General features: G+C 73.5%; 18 protein-coding genes and 1 pseudogene. 7 read left to right on the forward strand and 12 right to left on the reverse strand.

Going from position 1 to position 24,987, the window contains the following annotated elements:
* Positions 1–88: 88 nt before the first annotated feature.
* The 7 genes from O7626_RS29770 to O7626_RS29800 form a co-directional block, all read right to left on the reverse strand.
* The gene (locus O7626_RS29770) at positions 89–331 is read right to left on the reverse strand and encodes a helix-turn-helix transcriptional regulator (protein WP_278064353.1); all 243 of its coding nucleotides are present in this window, start codon (positions 329–331) and stop codon (positions 89–91) included.
* Positions 331–1,185 carry an ABC transporter permease gene (locus tag O7626_RS29775; RefSeq protein WP_278064354.1) on the reverse strand — a complete coding sequence of 285 codons (855 nt, stop codon included), beginning with the start codon at positions 1,183–1,185 and terminating at the stop codon, positions 331–333. The genes O7626_RS29770 and O7626_RS29775 overlap by 1 nt, the downstream gene beginning before the upstream one ends.
* A complete protein-coding gene (locus O7626_RS29780; protein ID WP_278066373.1) occupies positions 1,182–2,066 on the reverse strand; it encodes an ABC transporter ATP-binding protein in 885 nt (294 codons plus the stop codon). Before O7626_RS29780 ends, O7626_RS29775 begins: the two co-directional genes overlap by 4 nt.
* Before the next feature lie 227 nt (positions 2,067–2,293).
* On the reverse strand, positions 2,294–3,496 hold the full coding sequence (gene moeZ, locus O7626_RS29785) for an adenylyltransferase/sulfurtransferase MoeZ (protein WP_347404873.1): 1,203 nt from the start codon (positions 3,494–3,496) through the stop codon (positions 2,294–2,296).
* A gap of 128 nt (positions 3,497–3,624) precedes the next feature.
* Entirely contained in the window at positions 3,625–4,521 is an 897-nt protein-coding gene (locus O7626_RS29790) for a DUF3152 domain-containing protein (RefSeq protein ID WP_278064356.1), read from the reverse strand.
* A gap of 69 nt (positions 4,522–4,590) precedes the next feature.
* Entirely contained in the window at positions 4,591–5,556 is a 966-nt protein-coding gene (locus O7626_RS29795; protein WP_278064357.1) for an alpha/beta hydrolase, read from the reverse strand.
* Positions 5,557–5,691: 135 nt separating this feature from the next.
* Entirely contained in the window at positions 5,692–8,871 is a 3,180-nt protein-coding gene (locus tag O7626_RS29800; RefSeq protein ID WP_278064358.1) for a hypothetical protein, read from the reverse strand.
* A 148-nt stretch (positions 8,872–9,019) separates the two neighbouring features.
* On the opposite strand from O7626_RS29800, the gene O7626_RS29805 reads away from it, so the two are divergent.
* Together O7626_RS29805 and O7626_RS29810 are read left to right on the forward strand one after the other, a co-directional pair.
* Positions 9,020–9,658 (forward strand): TetR/AcrR family transcriptional regulator, encoded by a 639-nt coding sequence (locus O7626_RS29805; RefSeq protein WP_278064359.1) that lies wholly within the window; start codon positions 9,020–9,022, stop codon positions 9,656–9,658.
* 66 nt (positions 9,659–9,724) lie between these two features.
* On the forward strand, positions 9,725–9,952 hold the full coding sequence (locus O7626_RS29810) for a DUF3107 domain-containing protein (protein ID WP_278064360.1): 228 nt from the start codon (positions 9,725–9,727) through the stop codon (positions 9,950–9,952).
* A 117-nt stretch (positions 9,953–10,069) separates the two neighbouring features.
* On the opposite strand, the gene O7626_RS29815 is transcribed toward O7626_RS29810, so the two are convergent.
* Positions 10,070–10,807 carry a ferritin-like fold-containing protein gene (locus O7626_RS29815; protein WP_278064361.1) on the reverse strand — a complete coding sequence of 246 codons (738 nt, stop codon included), beginning with the start codon at positions 10,805–10,807 and terminating at the stop codon, positions 10,070–10,072.
* A 498-nt stretch (positions 10,808–11,305) separates the two neighbouring features.
* Here O7626_RS29815 and O7626_RS29820 point away from each other — a divergent pair, with 498 nt between their 5' ends.
* From O7626_RS29820 to O7626_RS29830, 3 genes are all read left to right on the forward strand, one after another.
* Positions 11,306–12,988 (forward strand): DEAD/DEAH box helicase, encoded by a 1,683-nt coding sequence (locus O7626_RS29820; RefSeq protein ID WP_278064362.1) that lies wholly within the window; start codon positions 11,306–11,308, stop codon positions 12,986–12,988.
* Complete coding sequence (locus O7626_RS29825) at positions 12,989–14,137, forward strand: SAM-dependent methyltransferase (protein ID WP_278064363.1); 1,149 nt, start codon at positions 12,989–12,991, stop codon at positions 14,135–14,137. It abuts the gene before it with no gap.
* Positions 14,138–14,391: 254 nt separating this feature from the next.
* Positions 14,392–14,814, forward strand: a complete 423-nt coding sequence (locus tag O7626_RS29830) for a helix-turn-helix transcriptional regulator (protein WP_278066374.1) — start codon at positions 14,392–14,394, stop codon at positions 14,812–14,814.
* Positions 14,815–14,878: 64 nt separating this feature from the next.
* On the opposite strand, the gene O7626_RS29835 is transcribed toward O7626_RS29830, so the two are convergent.
* Positions 14,879–15,886, reverse strand: a complete 1,008-nt coding sequence (locus tag O7626_RS29835; protein ID WP_278064364.1) for a hypothetical protein — start codon at positions 15,884–15,886, stop codon at positions 14,879–14,881.
* A gap of 295 nt (positions 15,887–16,181) precedes the next feature.
* Here O7626_RS29835 and O7626_RS29840 point away from each other — a divergent pair, with 295 nt between their 5' ends.
* Positions 16,182–17,144: a C40 family peptidase gene (locus tag O7626_RS29840; protein WP_278064365.1), complete on the forward strand. Its 963-nt coding sequence runs from the start codon at positions 16,182–16,184 to the stop codon at positions 17,142–17,144.
* A 57-nt stretch (positions 17,145–17,201) separates the two neighbouring features.
* Here the strand turns inward: O7626_RS29840 and O7626_RS29845 are convergent, their stop codons facing one another.
* Positions 17,202–17,621, reverse strand: coding sequence for a hypothetical protein (locus tag O7626_RS29845; protein WP_278064366.1), 420 nt, complete (start codon positions 17,619–17,621; stop codon positions 17,202–17,204).
* Positions 17,622–17,691: 70 nt separating this feature from the next.
* A pseudogene (locus tag O7626_RS29850) lies at positions 17,692–19,868 on the reverse strand (DEAD/DEAH box helicase).
* 323 nt (positions 19,869–20,191) lie between these two features.
* Here O7626_RS29850 and O7626_RS29855 point away from each other — a divergent pair.
* Positions 20,192–22,924, forward strand: coding sequence for a hypothetical protein (locus tag O7626_RS29855; protein ID WP_278064367.1), 2,733 nt, complete (start codon positions 20,192–20,194; stop codon positions 22,922–22,924).
* A 74-nt stretch (positions 22,925–22,998) separates the two neighbouring features.
* Here the strand turns inward: O7626_RS29855 and O7626_RS29860 are convergent, their stop codons facing one another.
* Positions 22,999–24,954, reverse strand: a complete 1,956-nt coding sequence (locus O7626_RS29860) for a BTAD domain-containing putative transcriptional regulator (RefSeq protein ID WP_278064368.1) — start codon at positions 24,952–24,954, stop codon at positions 22,999–23,001.
* Positions 24,955–24,987 lie beyond the last annotated feature (33 nt).

Below are 24,987 nucleotides of genomic sequence, written 5' to 3' on the forward strand. Positions count from 1 at the left end.
ACGAACGGGGCAGCGCCCGGGTGCGCAAGCGGGGCAACTCGACAGTCCGCACGCCGTGGTACCGCCGGTGGCCAGCCCGACCGGAGGCTCAGGCGCTGGCGCGTTCGGCGGCCCCGATCCTCGGGAAGGGCTCGGTGGAGAAGACCACCTCCACCGAGACCTCGAAATGCCGGGCGATCCGCAACGCCAGGTGCAGGCTCGGGTTGTATTCGCCGCGCTCCAGATAGCCGATCGTCTGGTAGTGCACCCCGAGCGCGTCGGCGAGTTCCCGCCGGGAGGTCCCGCGTTCGGCCCGCAGCACCGCGATGCGGTTGTAGATCGCCTCGCTCATCAAGTGCCGACTCTCTGCATCGCCTTCTCCTTTCGAGCGGCGACACTCGAACCGGACTCCCGCCGGGCCATCCGGCGCAACACGATCGGTGCCACCAGCAGACCCAGCAGTGCCCAGCCGGCCAGCATGCCGAACGTCGTCAGGTGCTGCCAGGAGCCGCCGATCTCCGTCGCCGCCAGCTCGTCCGGCAGCAGGGCGGAGCGGGTGCCCAGACCCAGCCAGTAGATCGGGAACGCCTGGCCGATCCACTGCAACCAGACCGGGAAGTTGGTGATCGGATAGAAGATCCCCGAGGTCGCGACGAGGCCCATGATGGGCAGCATGATGATGCCGACGTTGCGGGGATTGTCGAAGATCGAGCCGAGCACCGCACCGAGCGGCAGGCAGGCGACCAGGCCGAGTGGCACCACCCAGGCCAGGGTCAGCCAGGAGCCGAGGCCGTCCACGGTCATCCCGCCGACCAGGAGCACCCCGGGCACCACCAGGATGACGGAGCCGAGCACGCTCATCCCGGCGACCTGCACCACCTTGCCGACCAGATAGCCGAGCATCCCGTTCGGAATCGCCTTGGCCCGCAGCAGGGTGCCGTCCTCGCGCTCCACGGTGAGCGTCATCATCATCGTGACCAGCGCACCGAAGGCCAGCCCGCCGCCGAGCACGCTGGGCAGGGTCCGGGCGCCGAGCGAGAAGTCCGTGCCGGGCACCGTGGCGTCGCGCATGAAGAACATGACGAGCAGGAAGGAGAAGTTGGGGAAGATGTAGTTCCACAGGTCCTGTGCGTTGGTGAGGGACTGCCGCACCTCGATCCCGCCGCGTCGCACACCGGACCGGAGCGCTGTCGAGATCGGGTTCATCGGTCGGACTCCTCGAAGTCGCGCAGCGCGGCGAGGCTCCGGCCGGACTCGAACTCCCGGACCAGTGCCATGTAGGTGTCCTCCAGGCTCGCCCGCCGGACCTCCAGGTCGGCGATGCTGTCGCCGTACTGCCCGAAGAGCTCCCGGACGAATCGGGTGGCATCGGTGGTGGCGTGCACGAACCGCTGCCCGTCCCGGCTCCACCTGACCTCGGCCTCCGCCGACATCCGTCGGGAGAGCTGGTCGGCCGAGCCGTCGGCGATGATCGTGCCGCCGGCCAGGATCAGGATCCGGTCGGCCAGCTTCTCGGCCTCGTCGAGGTCGTGCGTGGTGAGCAGGATGGTGGTCTGGTCGAAGTCGCTGAGCCGGTGCACCAGGTCGTGGAACTCGCGCCGGGCCTCCGGGTCGAACCCGGCGGTCGGCTCGTCGAGGAAGAGCAGTTCGGGACGGCCGACGATGCCGATCGCCACGTCCAGCCGCCGTCGCTGCCCGCCGGAGAGCTGGCCGACCCGCCTGCCGGCGTGCGGGTTGAGCCCGACGGTGTCGATCAGCTCGTCGACGTCCCAGGGGCGCCGGATCTGCTCGGTCGAGTATGGCCGGTAGTAGGAGCCGAGGTGGGCGAGGAGTTCGCGTACCCGCCACTTGGCGTGGTCGCGCCAGGACTGGAGCACCACGCCGAGGCGGGCCCGCCAGCGCTCGTCCCCGTGTGCCGGGTCGACCCCGAGCACCGTGACGTCGCCGGCCGACCGCTTCCGGAACCCTTCGAGGATCTCGATCGTGGTCGTCTTGCCGGCACCGTTCGGACCGAGCAGCACCAGCACCTCACCCGGGCGGGCCGTGAAGGTGACCCCGGTCAGCACGTCGGTGCTGCCGTAGCGCATCCGCAGGTCACGGACGTTCAGCACCGGCTGCTCGGCCGTCGTCCCGGCGGACTCGGCGGTCCGGTCCGGAGTCTCGGCGATGGTCATAGGTCTACACCCCCTCGTCATGTAGCTATGCGGGAAGATAGTACATCTGCTACATCGCCGAGCAGGCGTGCTGCCGGAAACGCGACGCGGGGACGGCTCCGGAAAGGAGCCGCCCCCGCGTCGCAGGAGTCGGGCCGCGGTCAGTAGGCGGGCAGCGACGGGTCGATCTGCTTGATCCAGGAGAGCACGCCACCCTGGACGTGCACCGCGTCCCGGAACCCGGCGGCCTTCACCGCGGCCAGCGCCTCGGCGGAGCGTACGCCGGACTTGCAGTGCAGCACGATCTGCCTGTCCTGCGGCAGCGTGGCCAGCGCGGCACCGGAGAGGATGTCACCCTTCGGGATCAGCGTCGCCCCGGGGATCCGGACGATCTCGTACTCCGCCGGCTCCCGGACGTCGACCAGGAAGATGTCCTTGCCGGCGTCCTGCCACTCCTTCAGCTCCCGGGCCGTGATGGTGGCGTCCAGCGTCGCCTCCTCGGCCTCCGGCGAGACCGCGCCGCAGAAGTCCTCGTAGTCCTCCAGCAGCTCCGTCACGGTCGGGTTCTCCCCGCAGAGCGCGCAGTTCGGGTCCTTGCGGACCTTGATCTTCCGGTACGACATCTCCAACGCGTCGTAGACCATCAGCCGGCCGACCAGCGGCTCGCCGATCCCGGTCAGCAGCTTGATCGCCTCGGTGACCTGGATCGAGCCGACCGACGCGCAGAGCACGCCGAGCACGCCGCCCTCGGCACAGGACGGCACCATCCCGGGCGGCGGCGGCTCCGGGTAGAGGCAGCGGTAGCAGGGGCCGTGCTCGGCCCAGAACACCGACGCCTGGCCGTCGAACCGGTAGATCGACCCCCAGACGTACGGCTTGCCGAGCAGTACGGCCGCGTCGTTGACCATGTAGCGGGTGGCGAAGTTGTCCGTACCGTCGACGATCAGGTCGTACTGGCCGAAGATCTCCAGTACGTTGTCCCGGTCCAGCGCGGTGTTGTGGATCTCGACCTGCACCAGCGGGTTGATCTCGCGGATGCTCGCCGCCGCGGACTCGGCCTTCGACCGGCCGACGTCCGACTGGCCGTGGATGATCTGCCGCTGGAGGTTGGACTCGTCGACGGTGTCGAAGTCGATGATCCCCAGCGTGCCGACTCCGGCCGCGGCCAGGTACATCAGGGCGGGCGAGCCGAGGCCGCCGGCGCCGACGCAGAGCACCCGGGCGTTCTTCAGCCGCTTCTGCCCCTCCACCCCGACGTCCGGGATGATCAGGTGGCGCGAGTAGCGGCGGATCTCGTCAACGGTCAGCTCGGCGGCGGGTTCGACGAGCGGGGGCAGTGACACGGTGGACTCCCCGGTTCGGATCCTCGCTCAGCCGGCGGCTGAGCGCATCGACAGTGGCATGTCCGGCCATTGTTCCTCGCCGGAGCGGAAACGGGCCATGAGCTGAAACACCTGCCCGAAATCCGGGAGCGGGGAATACGGGCGGGCGGCTACAGCGGCGGACCGGCGTACCGCTCACCTTCCAGGTACGGCCACGGGTTCGCCACACAGCCGTTGAGGAAGAGCGTCTGCTGCATCATCACCGGGGCGGCCCGGCCCCGGCGCGGACAGCGCTCGTGCCCGTGTCCCAACTCGTGCCCGACCTCGTGGTTGACCACGTACGTCCGGTACCGGTCCAGCGGCACCTTCGCCGAGACGTAGTGCGGCACCGAGGAGACCCAACGGTCCAGGTTGATGATCACCCGCCCGGTGCCCCGGCAGGAGGTGTACGGCTTGCCGCCGATCCGGATGTTCACCCCGGACGCGGCACACATCTTCTGGGCCGTACCGGCGGTGACCAGGTAGACCGTGAAGTCGTGACCGGACCGGTCCGGTACCCGCTGCAACCTCAGCTGGCCGCTGCCGATCCAACTGCGCCGATCGGCCAGCGAGGCGTCCACCTTCGCGGCGAACTCGGCGAGGTGCTCGTCGACGTTGCGCTCCACCGCCACCCGGTAGCGCCGTAGCGTCCCGGCCCGGCCCAGCACCTCGCCCCGGCCGGTCGCGTAGCTGAAACTGCCCGGCCCGGTCGACGGCACCGCGCCGGTGAGCCGGAGCACCGGCGCGGGCGTCCGGCTCGGCGTGGCCGTGGGGCTCGGGCCCGGGGTCGGGGTCGATCCGGCCGGCGACGACGTCGGTCCGGCGGCGGCCGGCGACTCGTCCGCGGTCAGCCGATCGGTCGGCGGCACCAGCAGTCCGACCACCGCGACCGCGCCGGCCACGCTCAGCAGCAGCACCGCGAGCCGCCGGCCACGCCGGTACCGCCGGGCGGGTCGCCGGTGCGCCGATCTCGGAGCCGCCGGTACGTCCTCGGTCGCCGGGGGCCGGCCACGCTCTCTTCTCCACACGCTCACTTAGTACGCCTGACCCGTCCGGTTGGTTGCACCCCATCCTCGCGGGTCAACCGTCGACGCAGGTCAGCGGGGTACGGCCGGCAGCGGGCTGGTCTCGTCCAGCAGCGCCAGGGCGGCCCGGGCGACCGTCCGGGGCACCTCCAGCTGCGGCACGTGCCCGACACCGGGCAGCAGTAGCAGTCGACTGTCCGGGATCAGCCGGGCCACCTGGGCCGGTACCCGGACGTCCACCAGCCGGTCCTGCCCGCCGCCGATCACCAGGGTCGGCGCGCTGACCAGGCTGGCGATCCGCCACAGCGAGCCGGCCCCCGGCAGGTACGCCCGGACGAAGCTGCCGACCAGGCCGCGCAGGGTACGCAGGTACGCCGCCGCGTAGTGCTCGGCGGTGTACCGGATCCGGATCTCCTCGACCGCCTCCAGCCGGCGCTGGTCGCAGATCCGGGTGACGTCGGCGACACACGCCTCCATCACCTGCCGGGCCATCTCCTCCGGCGGCAACTGGGTCAGCCAGCGCGAGGCCAGCCGTTCCGCCCCGGGCACCGCCAGCAGCGGCACCAGCCGACCCTGCAACGACCGTCGCGGATCCAGGAACGGCATCGCCGGCGAGACCAGGGTGAGCGTACGGACCAGGTCCGGGCGGAGGCCGGCGACGCGTACCGAGACGGCTCCGCCGAGCGAGTTCCCGAACAGGTGCACCGGTCCCCGGCCGGAGTGCTCGATGTACCGGACCACCCGGTCGGCGAAGGCCGGAATCGTGTATCTCCGGGCCGGGTCGCTGCGCCCGAAGCCGGGCAGGTCGATGGCGTGCCCGTCCAGCCGGTCGGCGAGCAGGCCGGCGAGGTCCGTCCAGTTCTGCGCCGAGCCGCCGAGCCCGTGCACGTAGAGCGCCGGTTCGGCGTCCGGGCGGGTGGCCGGGGTCTGCCGGACGTAGGTGATCGCGCCGTCGATCCGTACGCCCCGGCCGGGCCAGGGCGGCGGTATCTCGTCCCGGACGATCGACTCGTCCGCCGCCAGCAGCGCACGCTTCATCCGTCAAGTGTGCCGGCCGTACGGAGATCACGCCGCCGTGCCGGGCCGGGACTGTCCGGGGCGGAGAGATCTACTGGCGTTCTCCGCCCCGGTTCGTGCCGTTTGCCCCGCCGATCGCACCGGCTCGGAGGCGACTCAGGTGAGCAACGCCTCAAGGCGACGGTTGACCGCCGCCAGGGTGGCCCGGACCACCGCCTGCCGCGGGTCGCCGGAGACCAGCGCCGAGCCGGCCAACTGCTCCACCCAGCCGTCGCAGACCAGCAGCACCACCACGGTGGCCACCTCGCAACTGCCGAACGGCACCACCGCGGCGTGCTCGACGAAGCACCGGCCCCGCTCGGTCACCCGGGTCGAGGCGCTCAGTAGTTCGTCGACGGCCGCGGCGGCGGCCACGGCGCAGAGCCGCAGCACGTACCCGTCGACGGCCGGCCCGGTGGCCAGCCCGGCCGCCGGCTGCTTCCCTGCGGCGAGCCGCACCTCGACGGTGGCGTCCAGCCCGAAGGTGCTCACCTGCACGTGGTCGATGATCACTCGAGGGCCGGGCGGCGTACCCGGGTTCAGCGGCCGGGACGGCGCGGTCTCGGTGGTGGTCACCTGGCTGCCCGAGTAGAAGGTGCCGCCGGTGCTCGTACCGCCGACGGTGCTCGTGCCGCTGACGGGCGGAGCCGCGTTGCGGGCCGGCTCCGTCCGTGGCGCCGTCGCCGGTTCGCCGACGGTGGCCCGGCCCCGGTGTCCCGGCGCCTGGTGCCGGCGGCGGGGTTCCTCGGCGGCCGGCTCGACCCGGGATTCCGGCTCGACCGGCGGCGCGTGCCGGGGCGGTGTCGCCGCGGCGCGCGGCGGCTCGGCGGTGCCGGTGAAGCTGGCCGGTGCCGGCGCGCCGGGCAGGTTCTGCGGGGCGGCGGCCAGTCCCATCCGTTCCTGGAGCAGCCGCGCCACGTGCCGGCTCACCTCGGCGGGATCGGCGCCGTCGGCGAGATCCAGCCGCAGGCTGTGCGCTCCGGCCGGGGTGGTGCGCAGCGAGGCGTCGCGTACCCCGGCAACTCCGCGGACCGCGTCCAGGATCGCGTTGACGTCGAAGCCGTCCGGTCGCTCCTGCAGCTGTGCCGCTCCGTCCTCCCGACGCAGATGGGTGGCGATCCGGGCCAGTTCCGGCGTCTCGGCGGGCGGTTCCACGTTGGGTGGCTCCGGCACGGTCGGCACGTCTGGCTCGGCCGGGACGCGTTGCGGCAACACGTCACCGGGGTCCGCCGGCCGGGCGGCGGGCGCGGGCTCCGCCGGGGCCGACTCCGGATAGCGGTACGGCGCACCGGGATGACTCGGCGCGGTCGGCAACGCCAGGGCCTCCCTCCGGTACGGATATCCGGGCGCCTGCCCGACCGGCGGATAGCCAGGCGCCTCACCAGCCGGCGGGTAGCCAGGTGTCTGACCGGCCTGAGGGTAGCCGGCCGGTTCCGGCCCCGGCTGCGGGCCGGGCGGGGCGGACGGATAGCCGGACCCTTCGGCGCTGGAGTTGTGCCAGGACGGCCGGGCCGCGGATTCCGGCCCCGGGACCGGCCCGGCCTGCGGGCCCGACGGCTCGGACCCCGGTCCGGCCGGAGCGCCCAGGTAGCCGGACGACTCGGACCCGCCCGAGCCGGAAAGCTCACCGGGACCGACGAGGCCACCATGACCGGCGAGCCCACCAGGACCGGAAAGTTCACCAGGGCCGGAAAGTTCACCAGGGCCGGCGAGATCGCCAGGGCCGACGAGTCCGCCAGGGCGGGAGAGACCGCCGGGGCCGGGCAGGTAGCCGGGTGCGTCCGGACCGGGTGGGCCGGAGAGGTAGCCGGCCGTCTCCTGCCCAGGCAACTGGCCCGATGCCTCCGCTCCGGGCGGGCCGGCGAGGCCACCGGGGCCAGGCAGGTAGCCCGGCGCGTCCGGACCGGGTCCGATCGGCCCGGGATAGCCGGCGGAATCACCCGCCGCGCCGGGCCGGGCCCCGCCCTCTGGCGCCGCCGGTGCGTTCCGGCCGGCCGCGTTCGCGGCAAAGCCCGCTCCGGCCGCGTTCGCGGGAAAGCCCGGTCCGGCCGCCGACCGGTCCTGCCCCTCTCCCGGCTCCGGGCCGGCCGGAGCCTCGGCGGCCCGCTGCGCCGGCTGGTCGGCCCAGCTCGGCGACCAGCGTTGCTCTCGCCCGCCGGAGATTTCCGGCTCGCGGGACGGCTCGACCGGCGGGACGGCCTCGGCGGCGTGCTGGCTCTCCGGGTGGCGGCTGCCCTCCTGCTCCCCGGACGTCCCGGCCGGGGCCCACGGCGGGGCCCAGCCGGACGACCAGGGCGGTTGCTCCTGGGCCCGGAAATCGGCCGGATGGGCCGGCATCGGCCCGCGCTCGTCCGTCTCCGCCGGGCGCCAGCCCGGTCCTGCCGGGCCGGCCTGTTCCGGAGCGGCCGGCTGGCCGGCGGACCGGTCGGGTTGCCGGGGAACGGCAGGCATCAGCGCGGTCATCTCGGTCACCGGCGGGTGGTCCTGCTCGGGCAGCGACCGGAAACCGTGCCCACGCTCGAAGTCGGCCGGTACGAGGTGCTCGGGCGACGCCACACCACCCGGCTGACCGGGCATCCCGAGCGGCGGTCCGGAGACCGCGGCCGGTGGTCCGGAGGCGGCGGGCAGCCCGGAGGCGGCGGCCGGTGGACCCGACGTCACCACCGGCGGCATCGGCACCGGGCCGGGCGGCCCGGAGACCGCGGCCGGTGGCGCGGAGATCGGACCCGGGTGCGCCGGTGCCGCCGGTTCTCCCCAGCGCGGCGGATAGCCGGCAGGGCCGAAACCGGCACGGTCCGGGTCGCCGTAACCGGGTTCGCCGAAGGCGTGCCGGGCGGTGCCCGTCGGATCCGGCTCGCCCGGAGTTTGCCCCGGCTGGCCCGGATAGTCCGGGATGCCACCGGTCGGCAGTTCGGGCCCGACTCCGTGCCGTCCGGCGGGATCGAGCACCTCCGCCTCGTACGGATAGCCAGGCCCGCCGCTCCAGCCCCGGTCCGCCTCGGGCGCCTCCCCCAGATGCACGCCGTTGACCGGCTGCCGGAGTTCGCGGATCGGAATGCCGGGCGAGGCGGGCAGCGGCCGTGGAGCGTACGCCGCCCGGTCACCCCAGCCGCGGCTCACCGCCGGCTCGACCGCCGGTTGCCACTGCCGTCCGCCCGGATCGACGCCGGTCTCGGCGCCGGACCAGCCGGCGTCGGCCGCCCAGCCGTTGACCGGACGGGCCGGGTCACCCTGCGGACCTGCCCCGTTACCGTTCTCTCCCGGTGTGGGGGCTCCGGGTTGCCCTGTTTCGTCCACCGTGCGCTCCTTGGTCGCCCCCGCTGAGGCTACCGTGTGGTGGCAGTGCCGATAAGTTACAGCAGCGGGCTAATTCGGCAGTCGCACGACGGATCCCTGCTCCGGTCGGAAGAAGCTCCACAGCGTGCGAGGGGAAGCGGAGGTGACCATGACCCAGGTGGGAAACGGCGCGCAGACAGCCGGCCGGCCAACGCGGCTACCGCGCTCGGCTCGGCGTAAGCAGCTGCTGGCCGCGGCTCAGGAGGTGTTCGTCGCCCAGGGATACCACTCGGCCGCGATGGACGACATCGCCGAGCGGGCCGGAGTCTCCAAGCCTGTTCTCTACCAGCACTTTCCGGGGAAGCTGGAGCTCTATCTGGCGCTGCTGGACACGCACTGTGACGCGATCGTGGCCAAGGTCCGCGAGGCGATGGCGGCGACCATCGACAACAAGGAGCGGGTCAGCGGGGCGGTCCGGGCGTACTTCGACTTCGTCGACCACGAGAGTGGGGCGTTCCGGCTGGTGTTCGAGTCGGACCTGCGCAACGAGCCGGCCGTACGCGAGCGGGTCGAGCGGGTCGAGCAGGGCTGCATCGCGGCCATCACCGACACCATCATCTCGGACACCGGCGTGAGCCGGTCCCGGGCCGAGCTGCTCGCCTCCGGTCTGGTCGGTGCGGCCGAGACGGCGGCGCAGTTCTGGCTGGCCGGTGGGCGGCAGGTGCCGAAGGCCGAGGCCGAGGCGCTGCTCACCGGGTTGACCTGGCGCGGGATCGCGAGCTTTCCGTTGCAGGGCGAGTCAGCCTGAACGTAACCGGCGCGGATCGGATAGCCTTTCCGACGGCGGATCTTTCGCCCCGAACGAGGAGGCCACGTGGAGGTCAAGATCGGCGTGCAGTACGCGCCGCGCGAACTGGTCCTGGAGAGCGCGCAGACGCCGGCCGAGATCGAGCAGATCGTGACCGACGCCCTCAGCACCAGCGACGGCACGTTGTCGCTGACGGACGAGAAGGGCCGTCGGGTCATCGTGCCGGTCGGCAAGGTGGCCTACGTGGAGATCGCCGAGGCGTCGCCCCGCGCGGTCGGTTTCGTCGCCCGCTGAACCGCGGGCGGACACCGGACCCGGCTGGGCCCGGTGTCCGCCCGGCCGGTCGGGCTGGCACGTCCGGCCCGGCCAGCCGGGCTCGTCCGGCTCAGTTGTTGAGGCCGACCACCGGGCTCAGTTGTTGAGGCCGACCGCCGACATCCGGGCGGTGTGCGCGGCGGTCAGTCGCTTGAACAGCGCCTGCACTCCCGCCTGGTCGTCGAAGCCGGTCGCGATCAGGGTGGTCAGCGCCACCCGCTCGCCCGCGGTGCGTCCGGCCTGGGACAGTCCCTCGCCGACCAGCCGCCGGGCCCACATCGACAGCCGGTTCGCCACCTTCGGGTCGGCCCGGATCGCCCGCCGGATCTCCTGACCTGCGAACTCGTCGTACCTGGAGTCGTGCAGTACGTCCAGCACGAGTTGCCGGTCCGGCTCGGCCAGGAACGCCGCCATCTCCCGGAAGAAGTCGTCGGCGATGGCGTCCCCGACGTACGCCTTGGTCAGCGCCTCCAGCCAGTCCTTCGGCTCGGTCGAGTCGTGGTACGACTGAAGCGCCGGCACGAACGGGGCCATCGCCTCGCCAGGTGGTACGCCGAGTTCGGTGAGCCGGTCGGCGAGCCGGCGGTAGTGCGCGATCTCGGCCGCCGCCATCTCGCTGAGTACCGCCCGACGCGCCAGGTCCGGCGCCAGCCGGGCGTCGGCTGCCATCCGGTCGAAGGCCACCAGTTCGCCGTACGCAACCAGCCCGAGGAGGTCGACGACGGCACCGGGTACCGCCGGAAGGTCGGCCGGCCCGGCGGGCGGGACGGGCTCGCCGAGCCGCTCGGCGGGACCGTGGGACGGAACGGGGGCAGGCTCTGCGGGGGCGGACACGCCCGCAGGGTACCGCCCGGTCGCCGGGGTCGGGTTGTCGTTCGGTGCGTCGTTGTCTGGTTGCTGTCCTGACTTGCTGTCCTGCTTGCTGTCGTGGTTGCTGTCCTGCTTGCTGTCGTGGTTGCTGTCCTGCTTGCTGTCGCGGTTGTGCTCGTGGATGTTTTCGTGGTTGTTGTCCTGGCTGTGGGGCGGCGACCTGCCTGTCCGTAGTGGCAGGAGGCGCGATGTGTAACCGATGTCACATCTGTGGCCCCCGGGCGCGGGCCGTCTCGGAGGACCCGAGACGCCGTTTGCCGGGCTCAGGTAGCATGGATCAGTTGCCGAAGGAGGCAGAGGTCCGGAAGAGCTCGACCGTTCCGGAAATTCTGCCCTACGGCGCGCGCGTGCGGCCCGGTCTTCTACTCGGCGTTCAGCCGTCGACCGTGTGGCCCGCGCCATACCGATACCGCGCCCTACGGACGAACGGGGCGCACCACGAGAGGGCACCCCCACAACCACATGAGCGATCAAATCGAGAACATCATGGCCGGCGAGGCGCTTACCGACGCGCTGACCGCCGATGCACCGGTCCGACCCGAAGCACCGACCTTCGCCGAGCTGGGCGCCCGGCAGGAGACCGTGGCCGCGCTCGCCGAGGTGGGCATCACCCGGGCGTTCGCCATCCAGGAGTACGCCCTGCCGATCGCGCTGCGCGGCACCGACCTGATCGGCCAGGCGCCGACCGGCACCGGCAAGACCCTCGGCTTCGGCGTACCGCTGCTGGAGCGGGTCTTCGCGCCGGGTGAGGGCAGCGACGGCCTGCCGCAGGCGCTTGTCGTCGTACCGACCCGGGAGCTGGGCCTCCAGGTCGCCAAGGATCTCGCGGCGGCGGGCCGCACCCGGGGCGTACGCGTCCTGCCGATCTACGGCGGCGTGGCGTACGAGCCGCAGGTCGAGGCGCTGCGCAAGGGCGTCGAGATTCTGGTCGGCACGCCCGGTCGACTGCTGGACCTGGCCAAGCAGAAGCAGCTCCGGCTGGACCGGGTGCACGCGCTGGTGCTGGACGAGGCGGACCGGATGCTCGACCTGGGCTTCCTGGACGACGTGGAGAAGATCCTGGCGATGCTGCCGGAGGACCGGCAGACGATGCTCTTCTCCGCCACCATGCCGGACCCGATCGTCGCGCTGTCCCGCCGGTTCCTCCGGCAGCCGGTCACGATCCACGCCGGGCACACCGCCGAGACCGGGCCGTCGCCGCTCACCGAGCAGCTCGTCTACCGCACCCACTCGATGAACAAGGTCGAGATCGTCGCCCGGATCATGCAGGCGAAGGAACGCGGCCTGACGATGATCTTCACACGTACCAAGCGGGCCGCCGACCGGGTCGCCGAGGATCTCGACTTCCGCGGGTTCGCGGTCGCGGCCGTGCACGGCGACCTGGGCCAGGGCGCCCGGGAGCGGGCGTTGCGGGCGTTCCGGGCCGGCAAGATCGACATCCTGGTCGCCACCGACGTGGCCGCCCGGGGGCTGGACGTCACCGGCGTCACCCACGTGATCAACTACGACTGCCCGGAGGACCAGGACACCTACACGCACCGGATCGGCCGTACCGGTCGGGCCGGCGCGACCGGTGTCGCGGTGACCTTCGTCGACTGGGACGACATGCCCCGCTGGCGGATCATCGACAAGACCCTCGGGCTGGAGATGCCGGAGCCGCCGGAGACGTACCACACCTCCGCGCACCTTTACACGGACCTGGACATCCCGACCGACGTCGCCGGTACCCTGCCGTCCGCCGAGCGGACCCGGGCCGGGCTGTCTGCCGAGGTCGAGGAGGACCTCGGCGGCCGCTCCCGGGGACCCGCCGGCCGGCGGGGTCGCGGTGAGGCTCCGGGCCGGTCCCGCAGCCGGCGCGGCGGCGGTGGCCGCAGCGGCGGCGTGGCCGACCCGGTCGTCCCGGACGCCGAGGTCACCGGCGAGGCCGAGCCGAACCGCCGGCAGCGCCGACGGCGCCGGGCGGGCGAGGTCGTCGCCGGTCCGGGCGGCTCGGCGGAGGTGGTCGAGGCCGGCACCGGCCCGGCCGAGGCGACCGAGGCCGGCAGCGGCGGCGCCTCGACCGCGGTCGACGGGGCCGCCAAGCCGCGCCGTCGACGCCGGCGCAGCCGCCGCGGTTCCGGCGGCGACGCCGCCACCGGCGAGTAGATGCCGCAACAGCTCGACGCGGCGCTCGCCCAGGTGCGGGCGCTGCTGCTCGATCCCGGGTTGACCCGCGCCGTCGCCGCCGGGCGTCGGCGCGGCCAGCTCCCCACCGTGGTACGCGCCGAACTGCGCCCGGTCGCCCTCAAGTCGGGCGCCCAGCTCCAGATCGTCACCGACGACGGCGCCCGCCCGCACACCCGGAACGTGACACCCGGACCCGAGGCGGACGAGGCGGTCGACGCGCTGCTGGCCGAGCCGTTCGGCAACTGGCACGTCGAGACCGCCACCGCCACCCTGCAACTGCGGGTGACCAAGCGGGGCGAGGCGCAGCTGCACCGGGTCGCCGCGCAGCGGGCCGCCGCGCCGGCCACCGCACACGACCGGAGCCGGGAGCACCTGCTCGACCCGGGTGACCCGCTCTTCACCGCGATCGGCGGCAGCGCGGCCAAGCGCCGGCAGGTCGACGCGTTCCTGCGCGCCCTCGCGGCCACCCTGCCGGCCGCGCTGACCGGCCCGCTGCGGGTGGTCGACCTGGGCTGTGGCAACGCCTACCTGAGCTTCGCGGCATACCGCTATCTCGCCGGGCGGGGCATCGACGTCGAACTCGTCGGCGTGGACGTCCGCGAGGACCAGCGCCGCCGCAACACCGCGCTCGCCGCCGAACTCGGCTACGCCGACCGGGTACGTTTCGTCGCCGGCACCATCCTGAGCGCAACCGTCGAACCCGCCCCCGATCTGGTACTCGCACTGCACGCCTGCGACACCGCCACCGACGAGGCACTGGCCCGGGCGGTGCGCTGGGGAGCCCGCTGGATCCTCGCCGCCCCGTGCTGCCACCACGACCTCGCCGCCCAGTTGCGGACCCGCCCCGCCCCGGACCCGTACGAGCCGCTGGTGCGGCAGGGCATCCTGCGGGAGCGTTTCGCGGACGTACTCACCGACTCGCTGCGGGCGGCGCTGCTCCGGCTGCACGGCTACCGGGTCGAGGTGGTCGAGTTCGTCGACTCCCAGCACACCCCGCGCAACCTGCTGCTCCGGGCCCGGCACACCGGCGCCGAGCCGACCGACCGGCAGCGCGCCGACTACCTGGCGCTGACCGGCGACTGGCAGGTCACGCCACGCCTACAGACCCTGCTCGACCAGCAGCCCTGACAGCCTGCCAGCCCGCGGGCGGAGTCTTCGAGGCGTCCTGCCCCGCCCCGGCGGGGCCCGTCGGGGCGGGCCGGCGACCGGCGGCTCATCCGCCGTACCGGCGGACCTGTCCGGACGATCGGGCAGCCGGGGGCGATGCCGGCCGACCGATGGTACGGGCGGGGTGGGTGCGATCAGTCGGCTATGCCGGAGACGTTTCCGGATTACTCTCGGAAGACCACCCGAAGTCCGGGCGAAAGGGTTCTCCGCTGAGCATCGGTGCCGCACAGGACTCGCCGCAGGCGGCCTTCGCCCGCTTCGTCCGGCGGGCCATCGACGACGCCAAGAGCGAGCGTGGCTGGACGGTCAGCGACGTGGCCGCGCACACGAACGTCGGCCGATCCACCCTGTTCCGCTGGCTCGCCGGAGACTGGCAGGACTATCCGGAGCTGGCCAAGGTGCGCGGCTTCTGCACCGCCCTGGACGTACCGGTCGGGGTGGCGTTCCGGGCCCTCGGCCTGCCCGACGGCGAGCAGCCCGGCGCCTTCCGGCGGGAACGGGTCGAGTCGCCGGTGGAAGCCGACCTCCGAGTGATCATGACCCGGCTCGCCGATCCAGGCGTACCGCCGGAGGAGAAGAAACTGATCCGCGACATGCTGCGCTACCTCGCGCACCGCCAGGTCCGCCGGGCTGGCTGACCCCGGCCCTGACCGAGGGCGGCTCTGGTGGCGGGCCGGCCCTGGTCGAGGGCGGCGCGGCGGCTCAGGGGACCGTCAGGGTGAACTCGGCCGTCCGCACCTCGCCGGCGACCTGGAAGTCGAAGTACATCCGGTAGCGTCCGGAACTCGGCAGGGCGAGCCAGAACTTCACCGCCCCGCCGGCCAACTCGGTCTCCGGGTGCACGTGCACGTAGCCCAGGTCGCCCTCCCGCAACACCACCAGGTGCCCGTACGCCCCGAGGTAGCGCTCCAGGTTGGTGACCGGATTGCCGCCGGAGAAGATCCGGAACAGCAGTGGCTGGCTCGCCCCGACCTGCGGGGTGCCCTCGTAGGTGACCGTGAACCCGTCGACGCCCGCCTCCCGGGCCGCCGCCGGCAGTGCCCGGGGGGTGTAGTCGCCGGCCACCACCAGGTCCACCCCGAGGGTCAGCGGCAGTTGCCCGCCGGTGCCGTCGAGCGCGGTGAAGTCGGCGTACGCCCGCCAGACGCCCGGGGCGGGCAGGGTCAGCGGCACACTCCAGGTGCCGTCCGTCGCCATCGTCGGGTGCAGGTGCTGGTAGCCGCTCAGGTCCCGCCGGATCACGATCATGTGCAGCGGCTCTTCGTGCACCACCGCGTACCCGGTCACCGGCTGGCGGTCCGGGCCGCGTACCTGGAACCGGAAGTCCTGCCTCCGCCCGGCGGTCAGGGTCGTGGTGGTCGGCACCAGGGTGTGGCCGCTCCCGCTCAGGCTCAGCCCGCCCGGCTCGGCACCGCCGCCCGGCACACCGGTCGGATGCTCGTGCGGCCCGGTCCCCGCCGGATGGGTGTGGTCGCCGGTGCTGGTCACGGGCTGCGGGCCGGCACCGGCCGGCGCAGTGCCACCGCTGTTCACCCGACCGAGCCCGAAGCCGGCGAGCAGGGCCAGCACCAGGCCGCCCACGGTGAGCGCGAGCCGCACGGTGCCCCGGTCCGGCACGGCCGACTCGACGGCCCCCGGCACCGCTGGCTCGACGGCCCCCGGCACCGCTGGCTCGACGGCCCCCGGCACCGCTGGCTGCTCACGTGTCACGACCGGCAGGTTACCGCCCCGCTCCGCAGGCACCGCCGGGCCGGTCCCGGAACACGGCCGGGCCGGTCCCGGAACACGGCCGGGCCGGTCCCGGAACACGGCCGGGCCGGTCCCGGAACACGGCCGGGCCGGTCCCGGAACACGGCCGGATCGGTTCCGGAAACACCGCCGGGCTGCTCCCGACGCGCCGCCGGGCCGGTCGCCGAGGTCGCGCGGGGCAGCGACGGCCATCACGGTACGAACCCGAACGGTTTCGATGCGTCGCCTCCGGCCCACATCGATCGTTGGACAGGTCGTGCCGACCTCCGCATTGTCATGTCGCGCCGCCGCCCTCGCCACCGCCATGACCGTGGCGCTGTCACTGACGCCCACGCCGGCCCGGGCCAATCCGGGCACCGACCCCGCCGAGCGGGTCGCCAGCGCGGCGGAGCAGTTGGAGATCGTCGTCGAGCAGTACAACGAGCTGCGGGAGGCGCTGCGGGAAACCCGGGCGAACAGTGCGGCCATGCACGCCGAGATGACGCCGCTGGAGCACGCGATCGAGGCACACCGGAGCGAGGTCAGCCTGATCGCCGCCCGCGCGTACCGCACCGGCGACACCCGCGCGCTGGGGACGCTGGGCACCCTGATCGGCGCTGCCACCCCGGAGAACCTGCTGGATCCGCTGCTCCTGCTCGACCGGCTGACCCGGGAGCGACACCGGGCGATCGCCGCGCTGACCGAGGCGTACGAGCGGCTGGCCAAGGCCCGGCGCGCGGTCGAGGCGCTCGCGGCCCGGCAGCGCGGCCAGGAGCGGCAACTCGCCGCGCGGAAGCTGGCGATCGAGACCGAGCTGGCCCGGTTGGCCGGGATGACCGGACCGGACGAGCCGGCCGGGAAATCCGTCCCCCGGCTGCCGGAGGCGGTGGGCGGCGCCGCCGGCGAGGCAGTCCGGTTCGCGTACGCGCAGCTCGGCAAGCCGTACCGGTGGGCCGGGGACGGCCCCGACGGGTACGACTGTTCCGGCCTCACCTCGGCCGCCTGGGCGGCTGCCGGCGTACGGCTGCCGCACAACGCGGCGCGACAGTACCGGGCGGTGAACCTGGTCAGCCGATCCGCCCGGCGCGCCGGCGACCTGGTCTTCTACTACCGTGACCTGCACCATGTCGCGATCTACGTCGGCGGCGAAAAGATCATCCACGCGCCGCGTGCCGGCACCCGCATCCGGATCGACCGGGTCGACTACCAGCCGGTCGTCGGCTACGGCCGCCCCGGCTGAGCCCGGGACCGGGCAACTGATTTCACCGGACCGGGCGACGGCCGCCTCAGCTCCCGGTCACTGCCTCCGGAACTTACAGCGATCGTTGGTGTCGGGATCGCCGATGTAGAAGAACACTTCGTCATCGGCGGCCTGCCAGTCACTCCAGGCGAACCTCTCCGGTGGCCCGAAACTCAGGTTCATCGTCTGGTAGGGCACGAGTGTTTCTGGCGCTTCCAGCTCCCAGGTTCCCCGCCCACCGTCGGGCTCGGCACGCTGTTCGGGCGGCTCGTCCCGCTCCGCGCAGACATGCAGAACTGTTGCGGTGAAGGTGCCGTCGGCATCGGGTTCCAGTGTCGCTCCCCGAGCGTTCACCCAGGTCCCGGCCAGGTCTTCCTGGCTGAGGTCCGGTGCGGGGCCGATTGGTCCGCACGCGCACGCACAGCCCCCCAGAACGAGGAGGCTGGCCAGCACCGTCCACAGTCGTCGTGCCAACATTCGGACAGGCTATTCGCGACCGTCCAGGTCAGCCGACCGGGCCAGGCAACGGACCCTACGGCAGGAGGGCTCAGCCGGCCATGGCAAGGGCGAACGGGAGCACGCCGGGGGCACCGGCCTGGCGCAGCAGCCGGGCGACGACCGCCATCGTCCAGCCCGAGTCGACGAGATCGTCAACGAGCAGGACCGGACCGTCCAGCCCGGCCAGCGCATCGACCAGTGGCTCGGGCAGGGCGAAGGCGTCGTGCAGGGCGCGTACCCGCTGGGCACTGTTGCCCCGCGGACCGGCACCGGCCGTCGCGCCGCCCCGGGCCGGCACCTCGCCGAGCAGCGGCAGCCGGCCGACCCCGGCGATCCGCTCGGCCAGCCCGCGCACCAGCCGGGGCCGCCGCCGCGACCCGACGGCGAGTACGCCGACCGGCCGCGCCGGCCACGGGTCGTCGCCATGCGCCCACGCCCTGAGTACGTCGACCACGGCCGCCGCCACGTCCTCCGGCAGTTCCGCGTCCGGGGCCTCCGGCCCGGTCAACCCGCGCAGCCGGCCACCCCAGCCGAGGTCGGAGAGGCGCCCGACGGCCCGCCCCGGGTACGCCTGCTCGGCCGGCCCGATCTTCCCGCGCAGCGGTACGCCGACCGCCTCCAGCCCGGTCGGCCAGAGCTTCTTCGGCGGGACCTCCACCCCGGCGCGCCCGAGGAACGCCTGTGCGGCGGCGAGCGCCGGGGCCGACACCTCGGCGTCGAACCGCGCTCCGGCACACCTGTCGCAGCGCCCGCAGGCGGTGGCCGCCGGGTCGTCCAGGCAGCGCCGGAGGAACTCCATCCGGCAGCCCCCGGTCGAGACGTAGTCCACCATGGACCGCTGCTCGGCGGCGCGGGCCTGGGCCACCCGACCCAGCCGGGCGGCGTCGTACTGCCAGGGCTCGCCGGTGGCCAGCCAGCCGCCCCGGACCCGGCGTACGGCGCCGTCCACGTCGAGCACCTTGAGCATCAGCTCCAGCCGGGTCCGGCGCAGGTCGACGATCGGCTCCAGCGCCGGTGTGGAGAGTGGACGGTCCGGGTGCAGTGCGGCCAGCACGGCCCGGACCTGGTCCTCCGGCGGGAAGGCCAGCGACGCGAAGTACCGCCAGATCGCCTGGTCCTCGGCACCCGGCAGCAGCAGCACCTCGGCCGCGCCGACCGCCCGACCGGCCCGGCCGACCTGCTGGTAGTAGGCGATCGGTGACGGCGGTGCGCCCAGGTGCATCACGAAGCCGAGATCCGGCTTGTCGAACCCCATGCCCAGTGCCGAGGTGGCGACCAGTGCCTTGAGCTTGTTGTCCAGCAGGTCCTGCTCGGCGGCGCGGCGGTCGGTGTCGTCGGCCTGACCGGTGTACGAAGCGACCGGGTAGCCCCGGCCGCGCAGGAACTCGGCCGTCTCGCCGGCCGCCGCCACGGTCAGGGTGTAGACGATTCCGGAGCCGGGCAGCCGGTCGAGCTGGTCAGCCAGCCAGCCGAGCCGGTGTGCCGGGCTGGGCAGCTCGACCACGGCCAGCCGCAGCGACTCGCGGTCCAGCGGCCCGCGCAGCACCAGTGCGTCGCCGAGCTGCTCGGCCACGTCGTCGGTGACCCGGGCGTTGGCGGTGGCGGTGGTGGCCAGCACCGGCGTGCCGGCGGGCAACCCGGCCAGGAAGGTACGCAGCCGCCGGTAGTCGGGGCGGAAGTCGTGCCCCCAGTCGGAGACGCAGTGCGCCTCGTCCACCACCAGCAGTCCGGTGGTGGCGGCGAGCCGCGGCAGCACCCCGTCCCGGAGTCGGGATTGTTCAGCCGTTCCGGGCTGATCAGCAGTACGTCGACGGTGCCGGCCTCGATCTCGGCGACGATATCGGCCCACTCGTCGAGGTTGGCGGAGTTGATGGTGCGGGCCCGGATGCCGGCCCGGGCCGCCGCCTCCACCTGGTTGCGCATCAGCGCCAGCAGCGGCGAGACGATCACGGTCGGCCCGGTCCGCCCCGGGCCGACATCGCCCGGACCCGCACCCGCGCCGGTTCCGGTGGACTGCCGGAGCAGCGCGGTCGCGACGAAGTAGACGGCGGACTTGCCCCAGCCGGTCCGCTGTACGCAGAGCACCCGGCGCCGCCCCACCACCAGCGCCTCGATCGCCCGCCACTGGTCGTCCCGGAGCCGGGCGTGCTCGCCGGCCAACCGGCGCAGCACGGCCTCGGCCCGCTCCCGGACCGACTCCGGTCCCGGCCCTGCCGCGCCCCGCACCGGCCCTGCGGCGTCCGGCACCGGCCTTGCCGCATCCCGCGTCCAACCGCCGGGGTCCTGGTCGTGCGGTGTCCGGTTTCCGTCCATCCGGCTTTTCTACCAGGTCGGGACGACAGGCTCGACGCAGCGTCACCAGGTCATCGACGTGACCGGCGGCTTTCACCTGCGCACCCTGTGACGTGCAAGGAAGGGCCCCTTCTTATACAAAAAGCGCTAAGAAGGGGCCCTTCCTTGCACGTCAGCTTAGAGGCGTAGCCGGCCTTGTCCTTGGCACGACACTGTGGTGATCTGTGGGACACCCATGGCAACGGCGGGAGATGCGCATGCGCGGGGTGGCGACCCAGGGGCAACCGGCCTCCGGACGGGAACCGTCCTCGGGACGGGAACGGCTGCCCTCCGGCGGCTCGGAGTTCCTCGCCCTGCTCGCCCGGCTGCTCCGCCGGCCCCGCCGGGGCGACCGGCGGCTGCCGCTGATCTGGCTGGTCCGCTCGGCCGGTTCGCCGGACGTGGTCGCCCTGCTACGCCGGGTACTCGGCCGGGGTCAGCGACGACGGATCCCGCACGCCGTACTCGACCTGGCCGAGCTGGCCGGCACCGACATCGCCGCTGCGCTGCGCGAGGTGCACCGCCAGCTCTCGCTGGAGGCGTTCGGCGGCGAACGGCTGCGGTTCCGGCACCACCCGCTGGCCGACTGGCTGCTGCACCAGCCGGTACCCGAGCCGGGCGAGGCGGGCGAGGACCGCCGGCCCGCCCTGGCCCGGCAGCTGCGGGACCGTCGGGGCAGCCGTCCGGGCAGCGACCAGGCCGGCACCGGCGACGGTGACGGCGACCTCTTCTCCACCGCCTACCAGCTCGCGTTCTGGCTGGTCCGGCGGGCGATCCCGAGTGCCGTCTTCCGGATCGCGGTCTCCGGCCGGGTACCGCTGCTCGGCCCGCACTACCGGTGGTTCATGCGGCAGCAGTACCTGGCGCCCCGGCAGTCGGTGACCTTTCTCGGGTTCGCCGAACGGCTCACCGCCGGATGGCGGGACGGGGAACAGCCGGACCAGGTGAACAAGCTGCTGGTGCACGCGTTCCTGGAGGACCTGCGGCAGGCGTACCGGCGGCGGTTCTGGCGGCCGTCGACCTGGCGGCGGACGGCCTACCCGGTGCTGCTGCTGGCCGGCGTCACGGCCGGCGACCCGGGGCACACCCTGATCCGGCTGGTCAACGACGTCCGCAACGAGACCGGCCGGAACGACCCGCTGCTGGTGGTCGCGGCCGGCGCCGAACCGCCCCCGGAACTGCCCGAACCGTACGCGCTCGTCGACGCCGAGGAGGCGTACGACGAATGGGTGGACGTGCTGCCGGAGACCCGGCGGCTGCGCCGCCAGGCCGCCTGGCTGATCGCCCTGCTGCTCGGCGACCCCAGCGCCGGCTCGGAACCGAGGGGCGGGCTGCTGAACTTCACCCCGCCGGAGCCGCCGTGGTGGAGTCGCCGCTTCCTGCCCACCGCCCTCGTGCTGCTGCTCGTCGCCGTCACGGCGATCTGGGCCAACTCGCGGTGGAGCCTCGACTGCCATCCGCGGCCGTTCGGCGGCGCCGTCGAGGTGGAACTGGTCGGCGACGAGTGCGTCGGCTACAGCGACACGGCCGGGCACGTCTTCAACCGGGACCCCGGACAGGACCGGCTGCGGGCCGTGCAGCGCCGGATCTTCGCCCAGAACGCCGCCGCCGAGCAGGTCTGGCAGCGCAGCGCGCAGCGCCGCCCGCTGGTCACCCTGGTCTACCTGGGCACGCTCACCGGCAACCGGACCCGGGCCGACGAGGAGTCGTACGTCTCCGAGCGCGAGGAGCTGGAAGGGATGGCGACCGCCCAGTACGCGCTGCTGCGCGAGTCGGCCGGTGCCGACGGAGCCGCGCTGCTCCGGGTGGTGGTGGCGAACGCCGGACACCAGATGCGGTACGCCGGCCGGGCGGTGCGGATGCTCGCCGGGCTGGCCCGGGACGACCCGACCGTACTCGGCGTGGTCGGACTGGTGGAGAGTCGCACCAGTACCGCCGGCGCGCTGCGCGAACTCAACCGGATCGGCCTGCCCGCACTGGCACCGACGCTCTCCGCCGACGGCATGTTCCAGAACTCCAGGCTCTATCTCCAGATCTCCGCACCCAACCGCGACCAGGCCGCCCTGATCGACGAGTACGCCCGCCAGGTGCTCCGGGTCACCGGCGCCCGGGTGTACTACACCACCGGGGAGAACAGCTCGCTCACCGAGGACCTCTACGTCGGCACCCTCGTCGAGGACCTGCGCCAGCGGTTCGGCGACCGGCTGACCCGGGTCGAGGAGTGGCGCACCGGCCAGCGGATGACCCAGGAGTGCGGCTACCCCGGAGTGCTGGTCTTCGCCGGCCGCTGGTCCGAGTTCGACGGCTTCCTCCGGGCGCTCAAGGAATGCGGCCCGAACCCGCCCCGACACCTGGTCGGCGACGACTCGGTCAACCGGTACATGGCCAACCCGGGGCTGCGGGTCAGCGCACCCGGCAACCTCCCGGTCACGTACGTCTCGAAGGCGGCTCTGGCCACCTGCGCCGCCCTGCGTGCCGCCCGGGACCGGCGCGACGACGTACGCGGCAGTTTCCTCGGCTGGATCCAGGCCGACGACCTGCTCGACCCGCCCCGGTGCCGGGACGGCGAGCCGAGCGCGGCGGTCGGCGAACGGGTCAGCCTGGCCTACGACGCCGCGACGATGGTGGTCCGGGCGGTGGAGAGCCTCGCCGCCCGGCTGCGGCACGGCAGCCCGCGCGAGGCGTGGGACCCCCGGGCCGTCAACCCGGCCGGCGTGCACACCGAGGTACTGCGGCAGAACGCCGAGAACGGCTACCCGGGGGTCAGCGGGCTGATCCGGTTTGCGGCCGACTCCGGCGAGCCGGTGGCGAAGCGGCTCTCCCTGGTCCGGGTCGACCGGGTCACCGACGTCGACACCGAACCGGTCGAGGTGTTCCACTGCGGCACCGCCGACGACCCCGCCGCGCAGAGCTGCCGACCCGCGTCAGCCACGCCACCCGCCCCGGCGTGACCTTCCGCCCCGGCGTGACCTCCCGGCCCGGCGTGACGTCCCGTCCCGGCCCCGGGCCGGGTGGTCAGGGCCGGTCAGGCGTCCAGCTCGGCCGGGGCCGTCGGCTCCGGGCGGGCCAGCGGGGGCAGGAAGAGGAGTACCTCGCGGAGCGAGTCGGCCACCTCCATCGGCAGCAGGCAGCGGGCGACCAGTTGCTCCAGGGAGGCGTACGGTCCGCGTACCAGGCGGTCCACCAGGATGTGCCGGCTCTGCTCCGGCGACGGTCCGGGCAGCCCCAGCACGACGTGCTCGGCGACGGCGTTGATGTCGATCAGGCCACCGTCGTCGAAGTTGCGCGGCAGGTCGGGCCGGCCGATCCGCAGCTCCCTACGGGCGCTCGGGTAGTGGTAGAGCAGGTAGCGGGCGTGCTCCCGGCGTACCCGCTGCTCGGTGGCGCTGCGCGGGACGGCCGGTGACGGCGGTCGCCGGCCACGGCCGAGGAAATTCTGCACCCCGCGGTTGAGCAGGACCACGTGCAGGACGCCGCCGAGCCAGTTCACCAGGAGGAGGCCGAAGATCGCGAAGGACTCCCCCGTGGTCGCCGGAGCCTCCGGGTCGCCGGTCTCCATGGCGACGATGAATCCGGCCGCCACCACGAGATAGCCGAATCCGGCCGCCAGCAGCCACCAGCTGCGGCGCCGCCAGGCGTAGACGAAGGCGACCAGCCAGCTGAGCATCCCGAAGGTGAGCAGGATGCCGACCGCCCCGACCACGGTGCCGGCGATGCTGGTCCAGTGCAGCGGGGCACCGTGCTGTCCGCCACCCGGCGGCGCCGTGATCGGCAGGAACGGCGGCGGCAACGACACCGGTGGCGGCACCGAAACCACCGGCAACCCCGTGGACGGCGCCGGCCGCGCATCCGCAGCGGGTACCGCCGGCTCTGCCGACGCGACAGGTTGGACCGACGCGACCGAGGCGACCGGTTCGACAGATTCGAGCGACGCGGCAGGCTCGACCGACGCGACAGGTTCGACAGGTTCGAGCGGCGCGGCCGACGCGACAGGTTCGAGCGGCGCGGCCGACGCGACAGGTTCGAGCGGCGCGGCCGGCTCGACCGGCGCGGCCGATCCGGGGGCCGCGAACGTCCCAGCGGCAGCCGTTCCAGCGGCAGCCGTCCCAGCGGCAACCGTCCCAGCCGGAACCGCTTCCGCCCGAGTCGGTGCGGCCCGAGTCGGTGCGGCCGGGGCGGGTGTGGCCGGTCCGGCGGGCCGGTCGGGGGCGGCCAGCGTCGGATCGGAGCGCAGGATCCGCCGGTGCAACTCCTGAAGCGGCTCGCCGGGCTCCAGCCCGTGCTCGTCGCGGAGCAGGGTGCGGACCTCGCGGAACGTGTCCAGCGCCTCCGCCTGCCGGCCCTCCCGGTAGAGCGCCAGCATCAGCAGGCCACGCAACCGTTCCCGTACCGGGAACTGGGCGACAAGTCGGGCCAGCTCGCCGACCACCTCGTGATGGTGGCCGAGTCGCAGCTCCAGTTCGGCCCAGCTCTCCAGCGCGGAGGTACGCAGCTCCACCAGCCGGTGCCGGGCGGCGTCGAAGAACGGCCCGGTCAGGCCGGGCAGCGGCTCACCGCGCCAGAGGTCGAGCGCGGCACGCAGTCCGGTCGCCGCCTCCGGCCAGCGTCCGGCGTCCCGGGCCGCCGTCGCCTGCCGGGCCGACCACTCGAAGCGCAGGGCGTCGACGTCGTCCCGGCCGACCCGCAGCAGATAGCCGGCGTCGGTCAGGCTGAGCACCTGACCGGGAGTACGCGGCGACCGCCCGGGCTCCAGCACCCGGCGCAGCCCGGCGACGTACTTCTGCACCACGTTCGTGCCGTTCGCCGGAGGCTCCTCGGCCCAGACGGCGTCGACGATCCGGTTCGTCGGCACCGGGCGCCCGGCCTGTAGCAGCAGGACGGTCAACACGGCCCGCTGCTTGCCCGGCCCCAGCTCCAGTTCGCGGTCGGCGTGCCAGGCGCGCAGCGGCCCGAGGATCTCGAAGCGCACCGCCTCCACCATGCGCCCATCACCCCCCGACTGCTCGCGGACCAG

Source organism: Micromonospora sp. WMMD1102 (genome assembly GCF_029626265.1).
In the GTDB taxonomy this organism is placed as follows: Bacteria; Actinomycetota; Actinomycetes; order Mycobacteriales; family Micromonosporaceae; genus Plantactinospora.

Coding starts and splice junctions, on each gene's coding strand:
- O7626_RS29825 (WP_278064363.1), top strand. CDS start 12,989: ATGCCGCAACAGCTCGACGCGGCGCTCGCCCAGGTGCGGGCGCTGCTG.
- O7626_RS29860 (WP_278064368.1), bottom strand. CDS start 24,954: ATGGTGGAGGCGGTGCGCTTCGAGATCCTCGGGCCGCTGCGCGCCTGG.
- O7626_RS29770 (WP_278064353.1), bottom strand. CDS start 331: ATGAGCGAGGCGATCTACAACCGCATCGCGGTGCTGCGGGCCGAACGC.
- O7626_RS29855 (WP_278064367.1), top strand. CDS start 20,192: ATGCGCGGGGTGGCGACCCAGGGGCAACCGGCCTCCGGACGGGAACCG.
- O7626_RS29775 (WP_278064354.1), bottom strand. CDS start 1,185: ATGAACCCGATCTCGACAGCGCTCCGGTCCGGTGTGCGACGCGGCGGG.
- O7626_RS29805 (WP_278064359.1), top strand. CDS start 9,020: ATGACCCAGGTGGGAAACGGCGCGCAGACAGCCGGCCGGCCAACGCGG.
- O7626_RS29845 (WP_278064366.1), bottom strand. CDS start 17,621: ATGTTGGCACGACGACTGTGGACGGTGCTGGCCAGCCTCCTCGTTCTG.
- O7626_RS29795 (WP_278064357.1), bottom strand. CDS start 5,556: ATGAAGCGTGCGCTGCTGGCGGCGGACGAGTCGATCGTCCGGGACGAG.
- O7626_RS29780 (WP_278066373.1), bottom strand. CDS start 2,066: ATGCGCTACGGCAGCACCGACGTGCTGACCGGGGTCACCTTCACGGCC.
- O7626_RS29820 (WP_278064362.1), top strand. CDS start 11,306: ATGAGCGATCAAATCGAGAACATCATGGCCGGCGAGGCGCTTACCGAC.